Below are 22,871 nucleotides of genomic sequence, written 5' to 3'. Positions count from 1 at the left end.
AACAGGGGTACTGACGGAAGCTGACTCGCGGCGTCAGGGCCGGTCGGCGACCGCGGCGGTCAGAATGCGGCGATCGCGCTTGGCCTGAACCATCACCGCCACCGACTGGTTGGCCGCCAGCCCCTCCGGCAGGGCGTAGAGAACCGGCCGGCCGGTCCAGTCGCCGAGACTGCGCACCGAGCGCACCACATTCATGTGCCGCACCGTCCGGCCGCGGTTGTCGCCCGAACGGATCTGCACCGACTGCGGTCCGGGGGTGAACACCACCGCCACCACCTCGGCCCCGCCCTCGGGCGCCCGGCCGGAGCCGACGCCGACACGGTCGCCGGTTTCGCGGAACTCGATCTCGGGCGGCGCGCCGCGACGGGCGGCTTCCTCGTCGATGGCGGCTTGAAGGTCGGTCTCGGGCGCACCCGACAGTTCGCGCCGGCCGTCGATAACCAGCTGGGGCGTCGAGACGGAGCGCTGCTGCAGCGGCCGGGCGTAGGCGCGCTGGCGCTGGCTGAACTCGGGCTTGGCGAAGGTGTCCTTCCACCCCTGCCAGTCCCAATAGTCGACGGCGTAGGTCAGGGCGATGACCCCGGGTTCGGCCGCGACGGCCTCCAGCTGGGCGTTGGCCTGCGGGCAGCCGGCGCAGCCCTGGGCGGTGAACAGCTCGACCACCACCGGCTCTTCGCGCGACGTGCGGGCGGTCGACGGCGAGACCGATGAGGCCGCCGCGACGAGTACGGCCAGACCGGCCGCGGCAGGCGTGATCCGGCCCTTGCGCATGGCGCGAACCTTAATCACGGCGTTCGGGATCACGCCGCTCATTTTCGCGTGAGCCGGAAATCAGATCCGGATGTCGAGCAGGGAACCGGGCCGCGCGAAGATCTCGGGCGCGTCGGCCGGGGTCTGGCTGCGGGGCACGGCGCGCACCGGCGTGTCGACGACGGTCGGCGGGGCGCTCTGCACGCCCTGCGCCTGATCCAGAGCGGCGCGGAAGAAGTCCGACCGGGACGCGCGCGCCGGTGACGGCGGGACCTGCGTCGGGAACAGGGGAGACGGCGTGTGCGGGCGAATCGCGCTCATGCCGACAGGGTTAACGGAATCCGTCGGAAAAGGGTTAACGCGCCCGTTCGGTCGCCGTGGGCGGCTGACGGGCCGGCGCCTGTATCGCCTCGACCAGCCGGTCGATCTCGGCCTGATCAACCAGAGGCCCGGACGCTTTGGCCACCACCTGACCCATGGCGTTGACGGCGAAGGTCTCCGGCGCGCCCGTGATGCCCAGATCCAGCCCCGCACGGCCGTTCTGATCCATCAGCACCATCGAATAGGGATCGCCCAGTTCGTCGAGGAAGGCGCGGGTGTTGATCGGATCGTCCTTCCACGCCACCCCGACCACCGCGACGCCGCGGTCCTTCAGCGCCATCAACTGCGGATGCTCGACCCGGCACGGCGCGCACCAGCTGGCGAAGACGTTGACCAGCATCGGCCGGCCGACGCCGGCCGTCTTCAGGTCCACCTGCCCCGGCCCCGCGACCTCGCCGGTCAGGATGGGCAGGACGGTTTCCGGGATCTGCTGTCCGACGAGCGCGTCCGGACGATACTCATTGCCGCGCCCCGCCATGCGCTCGCTCGCCGCATCCCCGAGACGCAGCGCCGCGAACGCGACCAGCCCGATTAGGGCGGCCAGCGGCAGAAGGGCCCACCAGCGGTTCATGCCCGGTCCTTCTCCAGCCGCTTCAGCTCCGCCTTCCAGCGGCGTGACGCCAGCGCCGATCGCACGGCCAGCCCGGCCAGCACCACGACGCTGATCCCCCAGGCGGGCCACACGTAGGCGGCGTAGGCGCCCATGTCGAAGTCCAGCATGCGTCAGGCCTCGATCGCCCGTCGGGCGCGCAGCCCCATGACACGGCGGCGTACGATCTCGGTGCGGATCTCGGTCAGCCAGACCGCGAGGAACAGCAGGCCATAGGCCGCCATCATGACCAGCAGCGGCGCGAGGATGTCGCCCGTCACCGACGGCCCCTCGGACCGCAGCAGCGACGCCGGCTGATGCAGGGTGTTCCACCAGTCGACCGAAAACTTGACGATGGGCAGGTTGATCAGCCCGACCAGCCCCAGCACGGCCGCGGCTCGCGCAGCCTTCGCCTCATCGTCGATCGAGGCCCTCAGCGCCATATAGCCGATGTAGAACAGCAGCAGGATCAGCTCGCTCATCAGGCGGGCGTCGCCCCACACCCACCATGCGCCCCACATGGGCTTGCCCCACAGGCTGCCGGTGACCAGAGCCAGAAACGTATAGGCCGCCCCCGGCAACGCCGCCGCCCGCGCCGCCGCATCGGCCAGCGGATGCCGGAACACCAGCGCGAAGAAGCTGGAAATCCCTAGCGCCAGATAGATGCCCAGCCCCACCGACGCCGCTGGCACATGCACGAACATGATCCGCACGGTGTCGCCCTGCTGATAGTCCTCGGGCGCGATGAAGCTCAGCCAGACGCCCACGCCGAACAGAATAGCGGCCAGCCCCCAAAGCACCGGCACGAGCGGCGCGGTAAAGCGAGCGAAACGATCAGGATTGGCCAAGCCGAACATCAGAGCGGCTCTTTAGAGACTGATTGCTGCACGCGCTATACGCCGCCATGCGCTGTGCCAGAGCGCCGCGTCTGCTAGAGGGGCTTTATGAGCGAAGACATCGTGCGGGATTCGAACGGCAACCTTCTGGCCGACGGCGACAGCGTGACCCTGATCAAGGATCTGAAGGTCAAGGGATCGGGCGGGGTGACGCTGAAACGCGGCACGCTGGTGAAGAACATTCGCCTGACCGGCGACGTGGAAGAGATTGAAGCCAATGTCGAGAAGGTGCGTGGGCTCGTGCTGCGGACCGAGTTCGTGAAGAAGGCCTAGCCCTGCGCATTCCTGATCGCCGCCGCTCCGGCGAAGGGCGTGATCACTCCGGCGAACAGCACATAGGCGACCAGCAGCGCCAGCGCCGGCAAGGGCGAAAGACCGGTCGCCGCCTGCTCCAGCGCGCCCGCGCCGAACACCACCGGGGGAATATAGAGCGGCAGGACGATCACCGCGATCAGCAGCCCGCCGCGCTTCGATCCCAGCGCGAGCGCCGCACCCAGCGCCCCGGTCAGGGCGAACGCCAGCCCGCCGATCAGGGCGGCGAGCGCAGTCAGCGGCGCGAGCACGGGCGGCAGACCAAGAGTGACGGCGGCGACCGGGGCGGTCAGGGCCAGCGGCCAACCGACCGCGAGCCACTGCGCCTTGGCCTTGGCGATGACGACCAGTTCCAGCGGCGCGGGGCCCAGCGCGATCAGGTCCAGCGCGCCGTCCTCGAAATCCCGCTCGAAAAGCCGCTCCAGCGACAGGATCGAGGCCACCGCCAGCGACACCCACGTCAGGCCGCCCGCCACCGGCCTCAGCCCCGCCGGATCGCCGCCCGCCGCCAGCGGGATCAACACCGTGAGGCACAGCAGGAAGCCGCAGGCCAGCAGGGGCCCGCCGCCGCCGCCCCACGCCAGCGCCAGCTCGCGCCGCCACAGGACCATAAGCGCCCTCACCGTCCCGCCCCAAGATCAAGAGTGCGCGACGGGACCGGCAGCGGATCATGCACGGCGGCGAGAATGGCCCCGCCCTTGTCCAGATGCGCCTGCATCAGCACGCCGACCGCCTCGCGCCATCGGGCATCCAGCGGGCTGAGCGGTTCGTCCAGCAGCCACAACGGCCGGGGCGATGCGATCAGACGGGCGAAGGCCAGACGCCGGCGCTGCCCCGCCGACAGCTTGCGCACCTCCAGATCCAGCAGCGGGCGCAGGGCGAGCACATCGATGGCCGCCTCGGTGCCGTCAGCGTCGGCCCCCAGCCACTGCGCCTGAAACGCCAGCTCGTCCCGCGCCGGACGCCCGCCCTTCAGACCGTCGAGATGGCCCAGCCAGTGAAACATGTCGGTCCTCGCCTCTGATCCCTCAGAAGCAAAGACGCGCCGGCCGGCGTCAGCCTCAACAAACCCCGCTATAAATCTCAGCAGCGAAGTCTTGCCCGCGCCGTTCGCTCCGGTCAGCGCCAGCGCCTCGCCGGACGCCAGCGCGAACGACAGGTCGCGGAACAGCACCCGCCCGCCACGCGACAAGGTCAGGCCCTCGACCTCGATCATCCGCAGCCGCCCCAGTTGCGAACCCCTCTCAATGACCCTCCACGCGTCATGGATTCATGGACGTGCAACCCGAGCCTCGCTATATGCGCGGTCGCCGCAGCAGGCGTTCGCCGCGCGCGTCGGGGACCTGTGCGCCCCGCCGTCGACCGCGCGATCGTGCAACCGGATTGTCGGGCGGCGTTGACCAGAGGAAGCCTCTCCATGCCGTCGAACGACAGCCTCAAGACCCGTCAGGACCTTTCCGTCGGGCGCAAGAAATACGCCTATTACAGCCTTCCCGCCGCCGAGGAAGCCGGTCTGGCCGGGATTTCCCGCCTGCCGCGCTCGATGAAGGTCCTTCTCGAGAACCTGCTGCGCAACGAGGACGGCGTCTCCGTCACCGAGGCCGACCTGCAGGCCATGGCCGCCTGGCTGGAGAACAAGGGCTCGGTCGAGCACGAGATCGCCTTCCGTCCGGCCCGCGTGCTGATGCAGGACTTCACCGGCGTTCCGGCCGTTGTCGATCTGGCCGCCATGCGCGACGCCATGAGCGCGCTGGGCGCCGACGCGTCGAAGATCAACCCGCTGAACCCCGTCGATCTGGTCATCGACCACTCGGTCATGGTCGACCACTTCGGTGACGCCAAGGCCTTCGGCCAGAACGTGGAGCGCGAGTACGAGCGCAACATCGAGCGCTACAACTTCCTGCGCTGGGGCTCGTCGGCCTTCAACAACTTCCGCGTCGTGCCCCCCGGCACCGGCATTTGCCACCAGGTGAACCTCGAGAACCTGGCCCAGACCGTCTGGACGCTGGAAGAGGGCAAGAAGACCGTCGCCTATCCCGACACCGTCGTGGGCACCGACAGCCACACGACCATGATCAACGGTCTGGCCGTTCTGGGCTGGGGCGTGGGCGGCATCGAGGCCGAGGCGGCCATGCTGGGCCAGCCGATCCCGATGCTGATCCCGGAAGTCATCGGCTTCAAACTGACCGGCAAGCTGCCGGAAGGCGCGACCGCCACCGATCTGGTGCTGACCGTCACCCAGATGCTGCGCAAGAAGGGCGTGGTCGGCAAGTTCGTCGAGTTCTTCGGCGATGCGCTGGCCGGGATGACGCTGGAAGATCAGGCGACCATCGCCAACATGGCCCCGGAATACGGCGCCACCTGCGGCTTCTTCCCGGTCTCGCGCGCGACCATCGACTATCTGACCGCCACGGGCCGCGACAAGGCGCGCGTCGCCCTGGTTGAAGCCTATGCCAAGGCTCAAGGGTTGTGGATCGACGAAACCTCGGAAGAGCCGGTCTTCACCGACACCCTCGAACTGGACCTCGCCTCGGTCGTGCCGTCGCTGGCCGGACCGAAGCGTCCGCAGGACCGCGTTGAACTGACCAACGCCGCCCCGGCCTTCGAAGAGGCTCTGGCCAGCGTGTTCAGCCGCCCGGCCGACGCCGCTCGCGCAACCGTCGACGGCGAGAAGTTCACCGTCGGCGACGGCGACGTCGTCATCGCGGCCATCACCAGCTGCACCAACACCTCCAACCCGTCGGTCCTGATCGCCGCCGGTCTGGTGGCGCGCAAGGCCAATGCGCTGGGCCTGAAGGCCAAGCCCTGGGTCAAGACCTCGCTGGCCCCAGGCTCGCAGGTTGTGACCGACTATCTGACCGACGCCGGCCTGCAGAAGGATCTGGACGCGCTGGGCTTCAATCTGGTCGGCTACGGCTGCACCACCTGCATCGGCAACTCGGGTCCGCTGGATCCGGCGATCTCGAAGGCGATCAACGACAACGCCCTGGTCGCCACCAGCGTGCTCTCGGGCAACCGCAACTTCGAGGGTCGGGTGAACCCGGACGTGCAGGCCAACTATCTCGCCTCACCGCCGCTGGTCGTCGCCTACGCCATCGCCGGTTCGATGCGCATCGACATCTCGAAGGACCCGATCGGTCAGGACAAGAAGGGCAAGGACGTCTTCCTGAAGGACATCTGGCCGACCTCGCAGGAAGTCGCCGACATCCAGCGCAAGTCCGTCACCCCGGCCATGTTCGCCAAGCGCTACAAGGACGTCTTCAAGGGCGACAAGCACTGGCAGAACATCAAGGTCACGGGCGGCCAGACCTATCAGTGGGATGACAGCTCGACCTACGTCGCCAACCCGCCCTATTTCGAGGGCCTGTCGATGGAGCCGACCCCGGTCACCGACATCGTCGAGGCGCGCGTTCTGGCCATCTTCGGCGACTCGATCACCACCGACCACATCAGCCCGGCCGGTTCGATCAAGAAGACCTCGCCCGCCGGCGTCTGGCTGACCAACCACGGCGTCGATGCGCTGGACTTCAACAGCTACGGCGCCCGCCGTGGCCACCACGAAGTCATGATGCGCGGCACCTTCGCCAACATCCGCATCCGCAACCGGATCACCCCGGACATCGAAGGCGGCGTGACGAAGCACTTCCCGTCGCAGGACACGATGTCGATCTACGACGCGGCCATGCGCTACCAGTCCGAAGGGCGTCCGCTGGTCGTCTTCGCGGGCAAGGAATACGGCACCGGCTCGTCGCGCGACTGGGCCGCCAAGGGCACCCGCCTGCTGGGCGTCCGCGCCGTCATCGCCGAGAGCTACGAGCGCATCCACCGCTCCAACCTCGTCGGAATGGGCGTCGTGCCGCTGCAGTTCAAGACGGACGGCTGGCAGAAGCTGAACCTGACGGGCGAGGAAATCGTCACCATCCGCGGCCTGTCGGACGTCAACATCGGCCGCCTGCGTCCGCGTCAGGACCTGTGGGTCGAGCTGTTCCGCCCGTCGGACGGCAAGATGGCCCGCTTCCCGGTCCGCTGCCGTATCGATAACCAGACCGAGCTGGACTACTTCAAGGCCGGCGGCGTCATGCCCTACGTCCTGCGCAACCTCGCCGGCGGTTCTACCGCCCCGGCTCCGGAAGCGGTCGCGGCGGAATAGCGCTCAAACGGCGAGCCGCCGCGCGGCGAGCGTTAGCGCAGCCAGAATGCAGAACGGCCGGCGGATCGCTCCGCCGGCCGTTTTCGCATTCTGTCAGTCGGTCATGTTCCGCCACCACGACGGACGAGCGGTGCTGTCGAACGTCTCCTTGCAGATCTCCCGCCCAAGCCGCTCCGCCATGCGGTCTTCGCGATCATTGATCCCGATAGACCAGCCCTCCCCTCCGGACGTCGCCTCGACGGAGAACGTACGCGCCGCCGCCGCCCGGACGGGATAGCGGCCGACAGGGCCCGATCCATCGGTCTCAAAGAATTCTATGACGGCAGCTATGCGATCCTCGCCCTCCGACTCCTCAAATGCATAGTACTGAAGGTCTTCGATCCTCACGAGGACATCGACCATGCGGCCGCCGTTCGTGCAGGCCTTCAGTTCCTCGAGAACCTGGTGAGAGATGTCTTCCTCAAGCTCCCACTCCATGAGTTGACGTCTCTGTGCGCGTTCTGTTTCCCGACTGGAATATTCCGGGCTGTGAGGATCGGCGATCAACGGCAGGTCGTAGGCGTCATCCCTTATGCGGAAGTGGCTTCTTCGAGCATTCGGCCCCAGCTCGGTCCAGACCCAACGAACCTTCACGTCGCGCCCGGCGTTTGCGATAGCGATGGGGGCGCCGCCGACAAACTCCGGTTTGTCCATCGTCGTGCAGGCGGACATCATCAGCATGACGGCGCCCATGCCAAGCAGACGAACCAAACGGGGCCGAAGGGTCCAGACGGCTTCTGCATCCCCCTGCCGGGTCTTGTCCGCCAGACCTCCAGAATCTTGTTCCATAACGTTCCTCCCTCAACCCATCGAGGTGAGTGCCGGGTCCGTGAACGCTGGATGAACTGACGGCGCACAGAGACCGTCTTCGTCGCATCTTGGTCGATGCATCACTAGCGTCCATGGCCTGCGACCGGTTCTGACGCAGGGCTCGGATACAATCTTCTGTATGAGAGCCACCGACGCGACGACTCGCACCCGGATGACCCGGACGCATCGGACGCATCGGACGCTTCGTACGGTGTTTTCCGGACGTCGCTCAATCCGGAACGCCCGCATCACGAACCAACGTTCGTTAATCGTCGAAGACCGCGACCTCGATCTTGCCATCGATAGTCAGCCACGCCCGCTTCATGCCCTGACTGTTGTAGGGCTGGGCGATGTTCCCGTGCTGGTCCAGCGCGATCAGCCCGCCGTCGCCGCCCAGACCGCCGATCTCGTCGATGACGCCCCGGGTCGCCTCGGCGAGCGACTGGCCCGCCGCCACGCGCCAGCTGACCTGGGCCGTCGCCGCCACCCGCATGAAATACTCGCCCTGACCGGTGCCGGAGGCCGCGATCCGGTCGTCAGCCCATGTCCCGGCGGCGAGGATGGGCGTATCGCCGACCCGCCCCGGCATCTTGCCGAAGACGCCCGCCGTCGAGGTCGCCGCCGCCAGCCGGCCCCGGCTGTCCAGCACACAGCAGCCGACGGTGCCGTGGCTCAGCACGCCCGGCGGATGGTTGTCCTCGCCCTTGCCCGCCTTCGTAAACCAGCTCTCGGGGTCCTCGATCCGGTCCAGACCCTGAGCGGCGCAGAACTGACCCGCGCCCGCGCCGACCAGCATCACATGCGGCGTGTGGTCCAGCACCGCCCGCGCAGCCCGCACAGGATTGCGGAAACCCTGCAGCGCCGCAACCGCTCCCGGCCGCCGTCCGTCGCCGTCCATCAGGCTGGCATCCAGTTCGTACTCGCCGGCCAGATTGGGCGAGGCTCCGCGCCCGGCGACGTAGAGGCCCGAATTCTCCAGCATGACCACCGCCTCGACGGCCACGTCCAGCGCGGCCTCTCCCGCGTCCAGCCGGACCTTCATGGCCTCGACGACCTCGCGCATGTGCACGACCTCGCGGTCGTAGTTGCGCTCGCGTCGGGCGCCGGCTCCGCCGTGCAGGATGAGGGCCGTCATGTCTCGCGTCTCCCGATCGCCTCTTTTCAACGGGCGTGGGGCTGCTTAGCGTTCCCGGACCGGGCGCGCCACCGAGGCCGCGCCTCTCCGGAGAGTTTCATGCGCGCAGTCCTGTCCAAGGCCCCCGGCGGTCCGGAATCCCTCGTCGTCGAGGAGGTGCTGGATCCCCGGCCGCAGAAGGGCGAGGTCGTGATCGAGGTGAAGGCCGTCGGCGTGAACTTCCCCGACACCCTGATCATCGAGGACAAGTACCAGTTCAAACCGACCCGCCCCTTCTCGCCAGGCGGCGAGGTGGCCGGCGTGGTCGAGGCCGTGGGCGAAGGGGTCAAGGGCGTCTTCAAGGGCGACCGGGTCATCGCCGTGCCCGGCTGGGGCGGTATGGTCGAGCGGCTGGCCGTGCCCGCCGCCTCGGTGATGAAGATCCCCGACGGCATGGATTTCCAGACCGCCGCCGCGCTGGTGATGACCTACGGCACCTCCTACTACGCGCTGAAGGACCGGGCGAACCTGCAGCCGGGCGAGCGCCTTCTGGTGCTGGGCGCCGCCGGCGGCGTGGGCGTCGCGGCGGTCGAGCTGGGCAAGGCCATGGGCGCCTCCGTCACCGCGGCCGCCTCGACCAACGACAAGGTCCAGTTCGCGCTGGAGGCCGGCGCGGACAACGGCCTGATCTATCCCTCCGGCAAGATGGACAAGGCGGCCCAGAAGGAGCTGTCGGGCGAGCTGAAGCTGGCCTCGGGCCGCGACGGGCCGGACGTGGTCTATGACGCGGTCGGCGGCGACTACTGCGAGCCGGCCCTGCGCGCCATGGACTGGAACGGCCGCTATCTGGTCGTCGGCTTCCCTGCCGGCATCCCCGCCTTGCCCTTGAACCTGACCTTGCTGAAGTCGGTGTCCGTCATCGGGGTCTTCTGGGGCGCGGCCGTCATGCGCGACCCGGCCGCCCACGCCGCCAACATGGCCGACCTGTTCCGCTTCTGGAGCGAAGGCAAGATCAGGCCCCGCGTCAGCCGTACCTTCCCGCTGGAACGCGCCCACGAGGCGATCAAGGCGCTGGGCGACCGCTCGGTCATGGGCAAGGTCGTGGTGACGGTCGAGGACTGACGCTTGGCCGGGTTCCAGATCGGACGCCATCTCGATCCCGCAACCATCGGCCCGGTCTTCCGCCGCGCCGGCCGACTGCATGCGCCCGATTTTCTGGACGCCGGAAGCGCCGCGACCCTGCATGAAGCGCTGACCGGAGCCACCTCGTGGACCCGTTCCCTGCTGCTGGGCCAGACCCCCTTCACGATGACCGCCGGCGATTGGGACGCTCTGCCGGATGCACGGCGGACGGAGCTGGAAACCGGGATGCGCCAGCAGGCCCGAACCGGTTTCCACTACGCTTTCGACACCTGGCCGGTCTCGGACGAGATCGAGGCGGGGCGACGCACCGGTCACCCGGCCGAGGCCTTCCATGACTTCCTCAACGGCGACGTCTTTCTCGACTGGGTCCGGGCGCTGACGGGCGATGACCGCGCGACCTATTGCGACGCCCAGTGCACCCGCTATCGCCCCGGCGACTATCTGAACGCCCATACGGATGAGGCCGAGGGCAAGAACCGGCTGTTCGCCTATGTGATGAATCTGACGCCCGGGTGGAGCGTGGACCGGGGCGGTCTGCTCCAGTTCATCGATCAGGACGGGCACGTGGCCGAGGCCTATACGCCCGCCTTCAACGCCCTGAACGTCTTCGCCGTGCCCGCCCCGCACTCGGTGTCGATGGTGACGCCCTTCGCCGGCGGCGACCGGCTGGCCATCACCGGCTGGATCCGTTCGAGCCGGCCCGACTAGTCCTTCAACCGCTCCAGCGCCTCTTCGGCCTGCTGGCGGTGCCGGCTCTTGATGTTGGCGCCCAGCGTCGCGATCAGGGCCGTGATCACCGCCGCGTCGTCGGTGAAGCCGATGCCGGCGAAGATGTCGGGAATGGCGTCGATCGGCAGGACGAAATAGGCCAGCGCCCCCATCATGATCCCCTTGGCCGCCATCGGCGTCTCCGGGTCGCGGGCGGAATACCATACGCTGACCAGCTGCTTCGCGAACGGGATGCGGGCCGCCGTGCGCCGCAGCTTGGGCCAGAAACCGCTCCTGACGCGCACTTCGTTGACGCGCTGGACAGAGGGCACGAGGGCTCTGGAGGGATCCAGAGCCTCCTCCGGCGTCATCGGTTTGGCTTTGACGGACATGGCGGCTAAACCCCGCGGCGATCTCAAGGTTCAACCAACATAGGGGCTCCGGCCATGAAACTCGACGGTTCGATCTCGGCGGTGGTTACGGGCGGCGCCTCCGGCCTCGGGGAAGGCACGGCGCGGGCCATCGCGGCGACGGGCGCGAAGGTCGCCCTGTTCGACCTCAACGCCGAGAAGGGCGAGGCCATTGCGGCCGAGATCGGCGGCGTCTTCTGTCAGGTCGACGTCACCGATGACGCGTCCGTCGCGGCGGCTTTCGAAAAGGCCCGCGCCGCCCACGGGCAGGAGCGCCTGACCGTCAACTGCGCCGGCATCGCCACGGGCCAGAAGACCGTCTCGCGCAAGAAGGACACCGGCGAGATCCGCAGCCACGACATGGCCAGCTTCGAGCGCACCGTGCGGGTCAACCTGTTCGGCACCTATCGCGTCCTGTCGCAGTCGGCGCTGGGCATGGTCACGCTGGAGCCCATGGCCGACGGCGAGCGGGGCCTGATCGTAAACACCGCCTCGGTGGCGGCGCAGGACGGCCAGATCGGTCAGGCGGCCTATTCGGCGTCCAAGGGCGGCGTCTACGCCATGACCCTGCCGGTCGCCCGCGACCTCGCCCAGGAAGGCATCCGCTGCAACACCATCCTGCCTGGCATCATGTGGACGCCGATGATGGCGGGCATGGACCAGAAGATTCAGGACGCGCTGGCCGCCGCCATCCCCTTCCCAAGCCGTCTGGGCACGCCCGCCGACTACGCCAGCCTCGTGCTGGAGCTCGCCCGCAACGTCTACATCAACGGCGAATGCATCCGGCTCGATGGGGCTATCCGTCTGGCGCCGCGCTGACGGGCGGAAGCGCGCTACCGCTCGCGACGCGGTCGCTCGCTGCTTGAGCGCAAGGTGCTGCGCGGAGCGCCAGGCCGCGTCGGGTCGAAAAGGCGGAGCCTTTTGACTGCGGCCAGCAAAAAAGGGGCTTGCCGTCAGGCAGGACCCTCCGCTATACGCCCGCCCTCGACTGAAGCGCGGGCGTAGCTCAGGGGTAGAGCACAACCTTGCCAAGGTTGGGGTCGGGCGTTCGAATCGCCTCGCCCGCTCCAGTCGAAACAGAAAAGGCCCGGTCGCAAGACCGGGCCTTTGTTGCGTCCGGGTCCCGGGGCTCTACAGGCCGAGGGCCGTCCGGATGTCGCGCCAGTCGACGTATTTGAAGTTCTGGGTGCCCACGTCGTTGACGTCGTCCTGAATGACGACGACGCCTTCGGGGAAGCGCCCAACCCGGCCGCCCATGGCCGCGAGGCCGTCCGTGCCGGTCACGCCGTCCACCGGGCCGTCGACGACCACGAACCGGCCCTTGTACTCGGGCGCGGCGCCGTCGATGCGCCACACCGGGAAGGTCGAGTCGCCCTGGCTGGAGCCGATCAGATAGCGGGCGGCGCCGTCAGCCAGAATGGTCAGGCCCTCGGCGTCGGCCACCAGCTTGCCGGCCTCGATCGGCTGGATCAGCGTGCGGGCGCCGCCTGTGGCCGGGTCGAGGTCATAGCGCCACAGGCCGACGTTCTCCTCTTTGATATAGAGGGCGCTGGTCGCCTCGTCGGCGGCGCAGCCCTCTGAGATCGTGCCGATCTCGGCCCGGCGAACCAGACGCGTCGACGGCTGGCCGGCGGCGTCAGCGATCAGCACATACTGACGCAGCTCGCCCTCATGCCCGACGAGTACAGCGTGAACCTCGGCTCCGCGACGCGCGAAGCAGAAGCCGTAGGGCTCGACCACGTCGGTGGGGATGTAGCCCCAGCTGCGAACCGCGTTCTCGCCGGTCCCGGCGGGGTCGAACAGATAGAGCGAGATGCCGATCCGGCCCGGCGTCCGGTCGCTTGCGCCCAGAACCACCATGGGCTTGCCGCCCACCGACAGCCCCTCGGTCGCATCGACGTTGTTCAACAGACCCTCGGGCAGGAACTGCATCACCTGACCGTCGAAGTCGTAGATGTAGAGGCCGGCCTTCTTGTCGGTGCCGGCGACGAAGCCCGGGCTGGACTTGCCATTCACGGTCACCGGCGTCGCCGAGGCCCAGATGGCGGGATCATCCGCGGCGTCCTCGCCCCCGCCGGTGCCGACTGACGGGGTCTCGAGCACGGCGCGGACGGGCGAACCCTCGCCGACGAAGCCTTCGCCCTCGCCTTGGAAGTCCACTTCATGGGTGGCGCAGCCCGCCAGCAGAGCCGCGGCGCCGGCCGCGATCATCAGGGTTCGGATCGTCATGGTGTGCCCCTCACAGGATTGATGGCCCCGGCCTGACCATACGGTCCGCGCGGGCGTCAACGCGAGATCCGCGACGGTTTGGCGTCAGCTTCGCGACAAGCCTTCCGTGACGTGAGCTTTTGTCATTCCAGCGTTCGAAAATCGCCGCGCTGCATTCGCCAAAACGTCGCACCCCCGTCGCCGCTACGGCCTAGCTGGGCTCCCCGAACCGGCGTCCGTACGACGACCGGCCATCGGGGATGCCTTCAATGAAATACGGTCTTCTGCTCGGCGCCGCCCTTGCGCCTCTCGCCTTCGCCGACATCGCCGCCGCGCAGTCGGGCCCGTCCATCGACCCGCAGGGCCCGGGCCCGGTCACGGCGCTGGACGAGGTCATCGTCACCGGCGAGCCGGTCATGCGCAACCGCACCGACGACGTAGTGCCGACGCTGTCCTACGACCTCGAATACTTCCAGCGCTTCGAGCCGCTGACCGCCGGCGACGCCCTGAAGCGCGTACCCTCGGTCGCCTTCCTGTCCGACGTGCTGGAATCGGACGGCGTGCGCATCCGCGGTCTGGACTCGGCCTATACGCAGATCCTGATCAACGGCGAGCGGGTGCCCGGCGCCAATCTGGACCGCAGCTTCTTCGTGGACCGCATCCCCGCCGAGCTGATCGAGCGGGTCGAGGTGGTGCGTTCGTCCTCGGCCAACCGTTCGGGCGACGCCGTGGCCGGCGCAATCAACATCGTGCTGCGCGACGCCATGTCGCTGGACGGCGGCTATGTGCGTCTGGGCGCCCTGCACTGGAACGACAGCGAGTACGGCCAGTGGGGCGGCACCTACGGCGCCGTCTGGGGCGGACAGGTCGGGCCGGGCCGCCTGCTGATCGGCGGCAACATCCAGGATCGCCGTAATCCCAAGGACAAGTTCAGCCAGCGCTTCGACGAACCGGGCGACGACATCGACAACATCGAGGTCCAGTCCGACGTCCGCGACGGCACCGACTATTCGGCCAACGCCTCGTATGAGGTCGAGGTCGGCGGCGGCACTCTGGAACTGAATGGCGTCTTCGTCCGCACCGACCGGGTGCAGGACGAGAACTCGATGGAATATTCGGGCGGCGTGGTCGACCCGGACGAGCTGGAGGTCATCAACGCCAATCCGCTGGACATCCGGACCGACAACTGGTCGCTGAACAGCCGCTACGAGCGCGAGATGTTCGGCGGCGAGACGACCTTCAAGCTCGGCTACGCCTCCATCGACGACAGCCAGTTCGAACGTGAGGACGAGTACGCGGTTCAGGACGAAGAGCTGGAAGCGACGCTCACCGACACCGCGATCACCGACAACGAGCTTCAGGCGGCCCTCGAGCACAAGCTCGACCTCGGCGGTCTCGAACTGGAGTTCGGTGTTCAGTACGCCCGCAAGGATCGCGACACCAACATTCAGGAATCGGAGCCGGACGACACGATCGAGAACGTCACCGCCTTCCGTCTGGTCCGCGACGACGAATTCGAGCCGTTCGAGGCCGTGAACGGCGGCGTCAACACAATCGAGGAAACCCGACTCGACCCCTATGTCATGCTGTCGGGCGAGACCGGCGCGCTGAAGTGGGAGGCCGGTCTGCGTTACGAGACGACCGACGTCACCATCACGGACGAGACCGTCGACCCGGCCGACCGGGTCAACGAGAAGGACTACGGCATCCTGCTGCCGTCGGCGAGCCTGCGTTTCCGCCTCTCGGAATCGGACCGGATCACCTTCTCGGCGGCCCGCACCGTGCGTCGTCCGAACTTCAACTTCATCTCGCCCGCCCTGCTGGACGGCGAGTACGGCGACAACGACTTCCTCGGCAATCCGGACCTGGAACCGGAAACCGCCTGGGGCGCCGATCTGGGGTTCGAGCGTCGTCTGGGCCGCCGCGGCGTGATGGGGATCAACCTCTTCTATCGCGACATCACCGACCTGATCGAGCTGGTCAACACCGGCGACTTCTCGGAAGAGGCGCAGGACAACTACGACGACGCTCTGGAGGAGGCGCTTGATGACGGCCTGACTCAGGCGGAAGCCGAAGCGCTGGCCGAAGAAGAGCTGACCTCCTTCGTTCTGACCGCCGACAACGTCGGCGACGGTCAGGTCTGGGGCGTCGAATTCGATCTGTCGACGCCGCTGGACTTCATCGGCATGCCCGACACCGGCGTGTTCCTGAACTACTCGTGGCTGGACAGCTCGGTCGAGGACGTCTTCGGCAAGCGCCGCTTCAACTCGCAATCGGACTATGTCTTCAACGCCGGCTTCACCCAAGACATCCCCAGCTGGGGCGCCGCCTTCGGCGCGACCTACCGCAAGCAGGGCGACGCCGAGGGTCGGCTCATCGGCGAGGAGGTCGTCACGACCTATGGCGCCGATCTGGAGATCTTCGTCGAGAAGCAGATCGCCCGGAACATCGTGGTGCGCCTGACTGGTTCGAACCTGCTCGACTCGTCCAAGGATGAGGTGTTCGACAAGTTCAACACCATCGAGGACCAGATCGACCGCGATTACGACGAGTATGAAATCGAGACGGAAACCGCAGGCCCGGTCTATCAGGCCGTGATGCGGATCGCGTTCTGAGTTCAGACGACTATTGGATCAGCCGGCCCGGGGCTCGCTCCGGGCCGGCTTTCTTTTGAGCTAGAGCCGCTTCAGGCGGCGGGCGTGGCCGCCGACCATGGCCAGGGCCAGTCCGTCGGGCAGGTGTTTGCCCAAGGTGGCAAGGAGCACATTCATGGCGCCGGGGGTCACCTTGGCGCGGTTCTTCTCGCACGCCGCATAGCCCACGCGGGCGACACGTTCTGCGCTCATCCACATCCATCCCGGATAGGCGGAAGACACCTCGGCGCGGGTGCCGTTGGCGTCGTGGAACTCGGTGAGGGTGTAGCCGGGACACAGGGCGGTGACATGCACCCCGGTTCCCGCCAGTTCGAGATGCAGCCCCTGCGAGGCCTTGATCAGGAAGCTCTTGATCGGGCCATACAGGGTGTCGCCCCCGGTGGCCGGCATCTGACCCGCGAGCGAGGCCACGTTCAGGATGCGGCCGAAGCCACGCTCGACCATACCGGGCGCGAACAGCCGGGACAGCTCCGTCGGGGCGGCCAGCATGACGTGGATCATGGCGGCATGCTCGGCCGGATCGGTGGACAGGAAGCCCGCGGTGCGGCTGAAGCCGGCGTTGTTGATCAGGCCGTCGACCTGCAGACCCCGGGTCTCGACGGCGTCGAACAGACGGCGGGGCGCTTCGGGATCGGCCAGATCGTCGGCGATGACGGTGTAGACGGCGCCGAGCCGCGCAACCTCTTCAGCGAGAGCCTCCAGCGGTCCTGTCCGCCGCGCCGTCAGGATCAGGTCCCAGCCCTCGGCCGCATAAACCCGCGCCAGCGCCGCGCCGATGCCGGCCGAGGCGCCGGTGATCAGGATGGTCGGTCGTCGCCGGGACGGCAGGCTCATCGCGGCCTAGGCGGCGACGGGGCAGGACGAATGCGGCGCATAGCCTGCCAGAGACGGCGGGTTCTCGGCCAGCAGATCGGCGATGGTGATCTTCGACAGGGCCTCGCCCGCGGCCTGATCGGCGGCGGTCAGGGCCTTGGCCACCTGCCGGGGAATATGTTCGCTGACCGGGCAGCCCCGCGCGCCCGCCGGCGTCGAGCCCAGATGGGCGCAGCCGTTGACGGCCTTCAGCACCTGATCCAGCGTGATGTTCTCGGGCCGGTGCAGCAGCCATGCGCCGCCGGATGCGCCCGGCCGCGTGGCGATCAGCCCCGCCTTGGCCAGCAGAGCGGTCACACGGCGCACCACGACAGGATTGGTCGGTACGGAGGCGGCCAGCACCGCGCTCGCCGCCGCATCGGCGGGCGAATAGGCGCCCTTGTGGGCCAGATAGGCCAACGAATGGGCGGCGACGGGGAATTTCTGGCTGTCTGACATGGCGTTTCAACCGTGAAGATAGGGCCTCTCGCGTCCTTTCACAAACCGGTGCAACCTTCGCACCTGCAGCACGATTGATACGGCTCCGGAAAGAGCCTAAAGGCTCGCCGCTCTTTTGATGGGAACCGCATCGGGCGGCGTCCCGGAGGAACTTCATGGCCGGGGCTGCTCCCCAAGGTGAAGACGGCTCCGCCGCCAATTCCCAAAATCCCAAAACCGCCGCCGATGGACACGTCGCTCCGGCTCACCCGCACCCCTCGGCGGCGGGCGAGGGCGGCCATGTGAAGCACGGCAAGGCCGGGCTGATCATCGGCGCGATCGGCGTGGTGTTCGGCGACATCGGCACCAGCCCGCTGTATGCGCTGCGCGAGGCCATCGGCCATGCGCGCGAGGGCGTGGGCGGCGATCTGGCCGTGATCGGCGTGGTCTCGCTGGCCTTCTGGGCGCTGATGGTCGTGGTGACGTTCAAATACGTCATGTTCCTGATGCGGGCGGACAACAAGGGCGAGGGCGGCACCCTGGCGCTGATGGCGCTGGCGCAGCACGCGCTGGGCAAACGTTCGGCCCTGATCTTCATCCTCGGCGTCTGCGGCGCGGCGCTGTTCTACGGCGACGGCATCATCACGCCGGCCATTTCGGTGCTGTCGGCGATCGAGGGCGTCAAGGACGCGCCGGGCGTGGGCGGATCGCTGGATCCCTTCATCGTGCCGGTGTCGGCGGGCATCCTCATCGGCCTGTTCATGATCCAGGCGCGCGGAACGGCGGGTCTGGCCAAATATTTCGGCCCCATCACCGCCGTCTGGTTCCTGAGTCTGGGCATTCTGGGCCTGATCCACATCTTCGACGACATCAGCGTGCTCAGGGCCCTGTCGCCGCACTACGGCGTGCAGCTGCTGATCAACGACGGCTTCCTGGGCTTCGTCATCCTCGGCAGCGTCTTCCTCGCCGTGACCGGCGCCGAGGCGCTGTATGCCGACATGGGCCACTTCGGGAAGGCGCCGATCCGCATCGGCTGGATCGCCTTCGTCCTGCCCTGCCTGACGCTGAACTACCTCGGACAGGGCGCCCTGATCCTCGATAATCCGACCGCGTCGGAGAACCCGTTCTGGAGCATGGTGCCCGAGGCCATCTACTGGCCCATGCTGCTGCTCGCCACGGTCGCGACCGTCATCGCCTCGCAGGCCGTGATCACAGGCGCCTTCTCGGTGACCCAGCAGGCGGTCCAGCTGGGCCTGTTGCCCCGCATCGACATCAAGAACACCTCCGAGACCCAGGCTGGCCAGATCTTCGTGCCGGCGGTGAACACCTTCCTCATGATCGGGGTGCTGGTTCTGCTGTTCGTGTTCCAGAGCTCGGCCAATCTGACCGCCGCCTACGGTGTAGCCGTCACCGGCGTGATGCTGATCAACACCCTGATGGCGTACTCGGTCATCCGGCTGAAGTGGAAGTGGCCGCTATGGGCGGTGCTGGCGACGCTGATCCCGTTCGGCTTCATCGACAGCGTCTTCCTGACCTCCAACCTGCTGAAGATCCCCGACGGCGCATGGATGCCGCTGGTGCTGGGCGCGGCCCTGATCCTGCTGATGTGGACCTGGGTGCGCGGCACCCAGATCCTGACCGACAAGACTCGCAAGGACAGCCTGCCGCTGGCCGATCTGATCGAGATGTTGAGGGCCCGGCCGCCCCACCGCGCGCCCGGCACGGCCATCTTCCTGACCTCGGACCCCGACGTCGCCCCGGTCGCCCTGATGCACAATCTCAAGCACAACAAGGTGCTGCACGAGAAGAACGTCATCCTGACCGTCCGCACCGCCGATCGGCCGCGCGTGCCCGAAGATCAGCGCGTCACGATCGAGCCCATCTCGGACGACTTCAAGAAGCTGACCATCAGCTACGGCTTCATGGAAACGCCGAACGTGCCGCGCGCGCTCAGCATCTGCCGCCGCCAGGGTCTGAAGTTCGACATCATGGCGACCAGCTTCTTTCTCGGTCGCCGCTCGGTGATCGCGTCGGCGACGCAGGGGATGCCCTTGTGGCAGGACAAGCTGTACATCTTCATGATGCGCAACGCGGCCAATCCCACCGACTTCTTCCACATTCCGCCCGGACGGGTTGTTGAACTGGGCACGCAGGTGTCCGTTTGAGCCCCCCGCCCGCGACGGGCCGCAGTTCGGCGGCGCGTGGACGCCGCATGGCCGAGAAGATCCGCGGACCCCGCCCGCCCCGACAGGAGGTCCGCGACGAGGCCGCCGACATCGGCGTCGAGGCGCGGCTGGCCGCCGGCGTCCTGCTGAACGCGGCGCTGGAAGGCCGTGGCGGTCTGGACGCCGCCCTGTCGTTCCGCGAGGTCGCCGCCCTGCCCGGACCGGATCGCGCCTTCGCCCGCGCCGTCGCCATGGCCGCCTTGCGTCGGCTGGGCGAGATCGACCAGATCCTCGACCGCCGCTTGCAGAAAGCCCCGCCGCTGGCCGTGCGCACCATCCTCCGCGTCGCGCTGGCCCAGACGCTGGTGCTGGAGACTCCGGCCTTCGCGGCGGTGTCGACGGCCGTAAAACTGGCCGAGCGCGATCCCAAGACCCGCCCCTACAAGAACCTCGTCAACGCTGTGCTTCGCGGCGTCGACCGCGAAGGTCCCGGCCTGACCACGGCCGAGAGCAACCTGCCCGACTGGATCGCCGCCCGCTGGCGCGCGACCTATGGCGAGGCGACGCTGGCCGCGCTGGCTCTGGTCGCGCGCGACGAGCCGGCGACGGACCTGAGCATGAAGCCCGCCGTCGATCCGGCTGCGGTGGCCGCCTCGGTGGACGGCGAGGCCCTGACCGGCGGGACGGTGCGAACGGGCAAGCGCGGCGATGTTGCGGCCTGGCCCGGCTTTGAGGACGGCGACTGGTGGGTGCAGGACGCCGCCGCCGCCGTTCCCGCGCGCCTGCTGGCCCCGAAAGCTGGCGAGATCGTCGCCGACCTGTGCGCCGCGCCGGGCGGCAAGACCCTGCAGCTGGCGGCCTCGGGCGCCGCCGTTGTGGCACTGGACCGGTCGGAGACCCGCCTGAAGCGCCTGCGCGCCAATCTTGAGCGCACGGGCCTGTCGGCCGAGATCGTCGCTGTCCCCGCCGAGGACTGGGAGGACGACCGCACGTTCGACGCCGTCCTGCTGGATGCGCCCTGCACCGCCACGGGCACCTTCCGCCGCAATCCGGAAGTCCTGCGCGCCACCAAGCCCGCCGATGTCGCCAAACTGGCCGACGTGCAGCATCGCCTGCTCGACGCCGCCGCAGAACGGGTGAAGCCGGGCGGGCGTCTGGTCTATTGCGTCTGCTCGATGGAGCGCGAAGAGGGCGAGACCCAGATCATCGCCTTCCTGCGCCGCAACCCGGCCTTCAAGACCGCGCCCGTCGACCCGGCCGCGCTCGGCGCCCCTGCCGAAGCCCTGACGCCGGAAGGCTGGCTGCGCATCCTGCCGTCGATGTGGGCGGAAAAGGGCGGACTGGACGGCTTCTTCGTCGCGCGGCTGGACCGGGTCGCCTAGGCCGACGCCATCACCAGATAGCTGGGCGTCGTCCGACGTTTGAAGCCGAGGGTTTCGTAGAAGGCGATGGTCGCGTCATGGGCGATCCGCGCATGCAGGAAGGCCGTGTCCCCACGCTCCAGGATGCGCTGCGTCACCACCCGCATCAGGGCGCCGGCATAGCCCTTCCCGCGATGGTCAGGATGGGTGCAGACGCCGCTGACCTCGCTGAAGCCGTCGAGGCTCAATCGCTCTCCGGCCATCGCGATCAGCCGGCTCTCATGGCGAAGGCCGATGAACGGGCCCAGCAGATGCGTCTTCGAGAAGAAGGGGCCGGGCTGGGTCAGCGTCGCCAGCGCCAGCATTTCGGGCCCGTCAGCGTCGGTCAGCGGCTCAAAGTCGACCTCGCGCCCGCCAGCGGTCAGCGCCTCGCAGACCATCTGCTGGCAATCGATGCGGTTGGTCACGACGAGACCGTCCGGCACAACCGGGTCGACCTCGAACAGCGCAACCGGGCCGGTCGTGCGGGCGAGGGCGACCCAGTCGGCGTACGTGGCCTCCGGCGTGGCGGCCGCGAACAGGGCGTAGTCCCCATCGAACCGCAGCACGCCGCCTTCGCGGATCGCCAGCGAGGCCTGTCGCGTGGTCAGGGCGTTCCATACGGCCCGGTCGAGCGGATGGGTCATCGTCATCAGAGCGATCTAGCCCAACCGTAGCCCTTCGCCAGCCCCTGACGAAGACCGGGGCCGGAAACCGCCGTCAGGCGCGCCAGAAACCGACGATCTTCTTGACCTCGTCCACCACCGGATCGGCGACCGCTGCGGCCCGTTCGGCGCCGTCCTTCAGCACCCGGTCGATCTCGGCCGTATCCGCCATCAGACGACGCATCTCGGCGGTCACCGGGGCCATGGAGGCGACGGCGAGATCAGCCAGCGCCGGCTTGAATTGGCCGAAGCCCTGTCCCGCAAACTCGGCCAGTACGGCCTCACGGCTGACATCGGCCAGCGCGGCGTAGATGGTGACGAGGTTCTTCGCCTCGGCGCGGCCTTCCAGCCCCTCGAGCGTCTCGGGCAGGGCGTCCGGATCGGTGCGGGCCTTGCGAATCTTGGCGACGATGGTGTCGGCGTCGTCGGTCAGATTGATGCGCGACTGGTCCGAGGGATCGGACTTGGACATCTTGGCCGCCCCGTCGCGCAGGCTCATCACCCGCGGCGCGGGCCCCTGCGTCAGGGGTTCGGGCAACGGGAAGAAGCCGGGAACGCCGAAGTCGGTGTTGAACTTCTGGGCGATGTCGCGGGTCAGCTCCAGATGCTGCTTCTGGTCCTCGCCGGTCGGCACCTCGGTCGCCTTGTACAGCAGGATGTCCGCCGCCTGCAGCACCGGATAGGTGTAGAGGCCGACCGACGAGCGTTCCTTGTGCTTGCCCGACTTCTCCTTGAACTGGGTCATCCGGTCCAGCCAGCCGAGGCGGGCGACGCAATTGAAGACCCACGCCAGTTCGGAGTGGGCGCGCACCGCCGACTGCGGGAAGATCACCGACTTCGCCGGGTCGAGGCCCGAGGCCAGATAGGCCGCCGCGATCTCGCGCGTCTGGGCGGTCAGCAGAGCCGGGTCCTGCCACACGGTGATGGCGTGCAGGTCGGCCACGAACAGGAAGCAGGGCGCGCCCTGGTCCTGCAGCTGGGTGAAGCGCTTCAGGGCGCCCAGATAGTTGCCGAGGTGCAGGGCGCCGGACGCCTGGATGCCGCTGAGGATGCGGCGCGGGCCCTCATAAGCCGGGGCGGTCGGGGCCGGGGTCTGGTCGGTCATGGTCGGGTACTCGGGAGGAAGTCTGGATCAGGCGCGCGACGTCGCGCATGGGCAAGGCGCTGGAAGGTCAGCCGCGCCATCG

General features: G+C 68.1%; 23 protein-coding genes and 1 tRNA gene. 9 read left to right on the top strand and 15 right to left on the bottom strand.

The annotated features are described in order from the left end of the window. Window positions 1-33: 33 nt before the first annotated feature. The 5 genes from ACIQC9_RS13045 to ccmC are packed head-to-tail and all read right to left on the bottom strand — an operon-like array spanning window position 34 to window position 2,577. Window positions 34-813: a DUF1223 domain-containing protein gene (locus ACIQC9_RS13045; protein ID WP_400616579.1), complete on the bottom strand. Its 780-nt coding sequence runs from the start codon at window positions 811-813 to the stop codon at window positions 34-36. An 18-nt stretch (window positions 814-831) separates the two neighbouring features. Further along, window positions 832-1,071, bottom strand: coding sequence for a hypothetical protein (locus tag ACIQC9_RS13040; RefSeq protein ID WP_400616577.1), 240 nt, complete (start codon window positions 1,069-1,071; stop codon window positions 832-834). Window positions 1,072-1,105: 34 nt separating this feature from the next. After that, window positions 1,106-1,702 carry a DsbE family thiol:disulfide interchange protein gene (locus ACIQC9_RS13035; RefSeq protein WP_400616575.1) on the bottom strand — a complete coding sequence of 199 codons (597 nt, stop codon included), beginning with the start codon at window positions 1,700-1,702 and terminating at the stop codon, window positions 1,106-1,108. Then, the gene (gene ccmD, locus ACIQC9_RS13030; RefSeq protein WP_400616574.1) at window positions 1,699-1,851 is read right to left on the bottom strand and encodes a heme exporter protein CcmD; all 153 of its coding nucleotides are present in this window, start codon (window positions 1,849-1,851) and stop codon (window positions 1,699-1,701) included. Before ccmD ends, ACIQC9_RS13035 begins: the two co-directional genes overlap by 4 nt. Before the next feature lie 3 nt (window positions 1,852-1,854). Continuing rightward, a complete protein-coding gene (ccmC, locus tag ACIQC9_RS13025) occupies window positions 1,855-2,577 on the bottom strand; it encodes a heme ABC transporter permease CcmC (protein WP_400616572.1) in 723 nt (240 codons plus the stop codon). An 87-nt stretch (window positions 2,578-2,664) separates the two neighbouring features. Between ccmC and ACIQC9_RS13020 the strand changes: the two genes are divergently transcribed. After that, a complete protein-coding gene (locus ACIQC9_RS13020) occupies window positions 2,665-2,889 on the top strand; it encodes an alkylphosphonate utilization protein (protein ID WP_400616570.1) in 225 nt (74 codons plus the stop codon). On the opposite strand, the gene ccmB is transcribed toward ACIQC9_RS13020, so the two are convergent. Together ccmB and ccmA are read right to left on the bottom strand one after the other, a co-directional pair. Further along, a complete protein-coding gene (ccmB, locus tag ACIQC9_RS13015; RefSeq protein ID WP_400616568.1) occupies window positions 2,886-3,551 on the bottom strand; it encodes a heme exporter protein CcmB in 666 nt (221 codons plus the stop codon). The two genes, ACIQC9_RS13020 and ccmB, sit on opposite strands and share 4 nt — an antisense overlap. Further along, entirely contained in the window at window positions 3,548-4,144 is a 597-nt protein-coding gene (gene ccmA, locus ACIQC9_RS13010) for a heme ABC exporter ATP-binding protein CcmA (RefSeq protein ID WP_400616566.1), read from the bottom strand. Before ccmA ends, ccmB begins: the two co-directional genes overlap by 4 nt. A gap of 201 nt (window positions 4,145-4,345) precedes the next feature. Here ccmA and acnA point away from each other — a divergent pair, with 201 nt between their 5' ends. Further along, on the top strand, window positions 4,346-7,078 hold the full coding sequence (gene acnA, locus ACIQC9_RS13005) for an aconitate hydratase AcnA (RefSeq protein WP_400616563.1): 2,733 nt from the start codon (window positions 4,346-4,348) through the stop codon (window positions 7,076-7,078). Window positions 7,079-7,171: 93 nt separating this feature from the next. On the opposite strand, the gene ACIQC9_RS13000 is transcribed toward acnA, so the two are convergent. Both ACIQC9_RS13000 and ACIQC9_RS12995 read right to left on the bottom strand, forming a co-directional pair. Beyond that, window positions 7,172-7,798, bottom strand: coding sequence for a hypothetical protein (locus tag ACIQC9_RS13000; RefSeq protein ID WP_400616561.1), 627 nt, complete (start codon window positions 7,796-7,798; stop codon window positions 7,172-7,174). Between the two features lie 394 nt (window positions 7,799-8,192). After that, a complete protein-coding gene (locus tag ACIQC9_RS12995; RefSeq protein ID WP_400616559.1) occupies window positions 8,193-9,062 on the bottom strand; it encodes an isoaspartyl peptidase/L-asparaginase family protein in 870 nt (289 codons plus the stop codon). Window positions 9,063-9,161: 99 nt separating this feature from the next. On the opposite strand from ACIQC9_RS12995, the gene ACIQC9_RS12990 reads away from it, so the two are divergent. Together ACIQC9_RS12990 and ACIQC9_RS12985 are read left to right on the top strand one after the other, a co-directional pair. After that, complete coding sequence (locus ACIQC9_RS12990) at window positions 9,162-10,163, top strand: NADPH:quinone oxidoreductase family protein (RefSeq protein ID WP_400616557.1); 1,002 nt, start codon at window positions 9,162-9,164, stop codon at window positions 10,161-10,163. Window positions 10,164-10,166: 3 nt separating this feature from the next. After that, window positions 10,167-10,892: a 2OG-Fe(II) oxygenase gene (locus tag ACIQC9_RS12985; RefSeq protein ID WP_400616555.1), complete on the top strand. Its 726-nt coding sequence runs from the start codon at window positions 10,167-10,169 to the stop codon at window positions 10,890-10,892. On the opposite strand, the gene ACIQC9_RS12980 is transcribed toward ACIQC9_RS12985, so the two are convergent. Beyond that, complete coding sequence (locus tag ACIQC9_RS12980) at window positions 10,889-11,284, bottom strand: YkvA family protein (RefSeq protein ID WP_400616553.1); 396 nt, start codon at window positions 11,282-11,284, stop codon at window positions 10,889-10,891. The genes ACIQC9_RS12985 and ACIQC9_RS12980 overlap by 4 nt on opposite strands. Before the next feature lie 54 nt (window positions 11,285-11,338). Here ACIQC9_RS12980 and ACIQC9_RS12975 point away from each other — a divergent pair, with 54 nt between their 5' ends. Both ACIQC9_RS12975 and ACIQC9_RS12970 read left to right on the top strand, forming a co-directional pair. Further along, window positions 11,339-12,121, top strand: coding sequence for an SDR family oxidoreductase (locus ACIQC9_RS12975; protein ID WP_400616551.1), 783 nt, complete (start codon window positions 11,339-11,341; stop codon window positions 12,119-12,121). Between the two features lie 176 nt (window positions 12,122-12,297). Next, window positions 12,298-12,372: transfer RNA gene (locus ACIQC9_RS12970), tRNA-Gly, on the top strand. Window positions 12,373-12,433: 61 nt separating this feature from the next. Here the strand turns inward: ACIQC9_RS12970 and ACIQC9_RS12965 are convergent. Further along, window positions 12,434-13,531 carry a phytase gene (locus ACIQC9_RS12965; RefSeq protein WP_400616548.1) on the bottom strand — a complete coding sequence of 366 codons (1,098 nt, stop codon included), beginning with the start codon at window positions 13,529-13,531 and terminating at the stop codon, window positions 12,434-12,436. A gap of 248 nt (window positions 13,532-13,779) precedes the next feature. On the opposite strand from ACIQC9_RS12965, the gene ACIQC9_RS12960 reads away from it, so the two are divergent. Then, window positions 13,780-16,125: a TonB-dependent receptor plug domain-containing protein gene (locus tag ACIQC9_RS12960; protein WP_400616546.1), complete on the top strand. Its 2,346-nt coding sequence runs from the start codon at window positions 13,780-13,782 to the stop codon at window positions 16,123-16,125. Window positions 16,126-16,185: 60 nt separating this feature from the next. Here ACIQC9_RS12960 and ACIQC9_RS12955 read toward each other — a convergent pair whose 3' ends face one another. After that, a complete protein-coding gene (locus tag ACIQC9_RS12955; RefSeq protein WP_400616544.1) occupies window positions 16,186-16,998 on the bottom strand; it encodes an SDR family NAD(P)-dependent oxidoreductase in 813 nt (270 codons plus the stop codon). 6 nt (window positions 16,999-17,004) lie between these two features. Then, on the bottom strand, window positions 17,005-17,475 hold the full coding sequence (locus tag ACIQC9_RS12950) for an Rrf2 family transcriptional regulator (RefSeq protein ID WP_400616542.1): 471 nt from the start codon (window positions 17,473-17,475) through the stop codon (window positions 17,005-17,007). A 155-nt stretch (window positions 17,476-17,630) separates the two neighbouring features. Between ACIQC9_RS12950 and ACIQC9_RS12945 the strand changes: the two genes are divergently transcribed. Further along, entirely contained in the window at window positions 17,631-19,619 is a 1,989-nt protein-coding gene (locus ACIQC9_RS12945) for a potassium transporter Kup (RefSeq protein WP_400616539.1), read from the top strand. 47 nt (window positions 19,620-19,666) lie between these two features. Further along, entirely contained in the window at window positions 19,667-21,001 is a 1,335-nt protein-coding gene (locus ACIQC9_RS12940) for an RsmB/NOP family class I SAM-dependent RNA methyltransferase (protein WP_400616536.1), read from the top strand. On the opposite strand, the gene ACIQC9_RS12935 is transcribed toward ACIQC9_RS12940, so the two are convergent. Beyond that, window positions 20,998-21,672: a GNAT family N-acetyltransferase gene (locus tag ACIQC9_RS12935; protein WP_400616534.1), complete on the bottom strand. Its 675-nt coding sequence runs from the start codon at window positions 21,670-21,672 to the stop codon at window positions 20,998-21,000. The genes ACIQC9_RS12940 and ACIQC9_RS12935 overlap by 4 nt on opposite strands. 67 nt (window positions 21,673-21,739) lie before the next feature. Continuing rightward, entirely contained in the window at window positions 21,740-22,789 is a 1,050-nt protein-coding gene (trpS, locus tag ACIQC9_RS12930) for a tryptophan--tRNA ligase (RefSeq protein WP_400616532.1), read from the bottom strand. Between the last annotated feature and the right edge of the window lie 82 nt (window positions 22,790-22,871).

The organism is Brevundimonas sp. NPDC092305 (assembly GCF_044755415.1).
Lineage (GTDB): Bacteria > Pseudomonadota > Alphaproteobacteria > Caulobacterales > Caulobacteraceae > Brevundimonas.
Note: the sequence above shows the minus strand (reverse complement) of the source record. Positions and strands in the feature narration are given on the sequence as shown.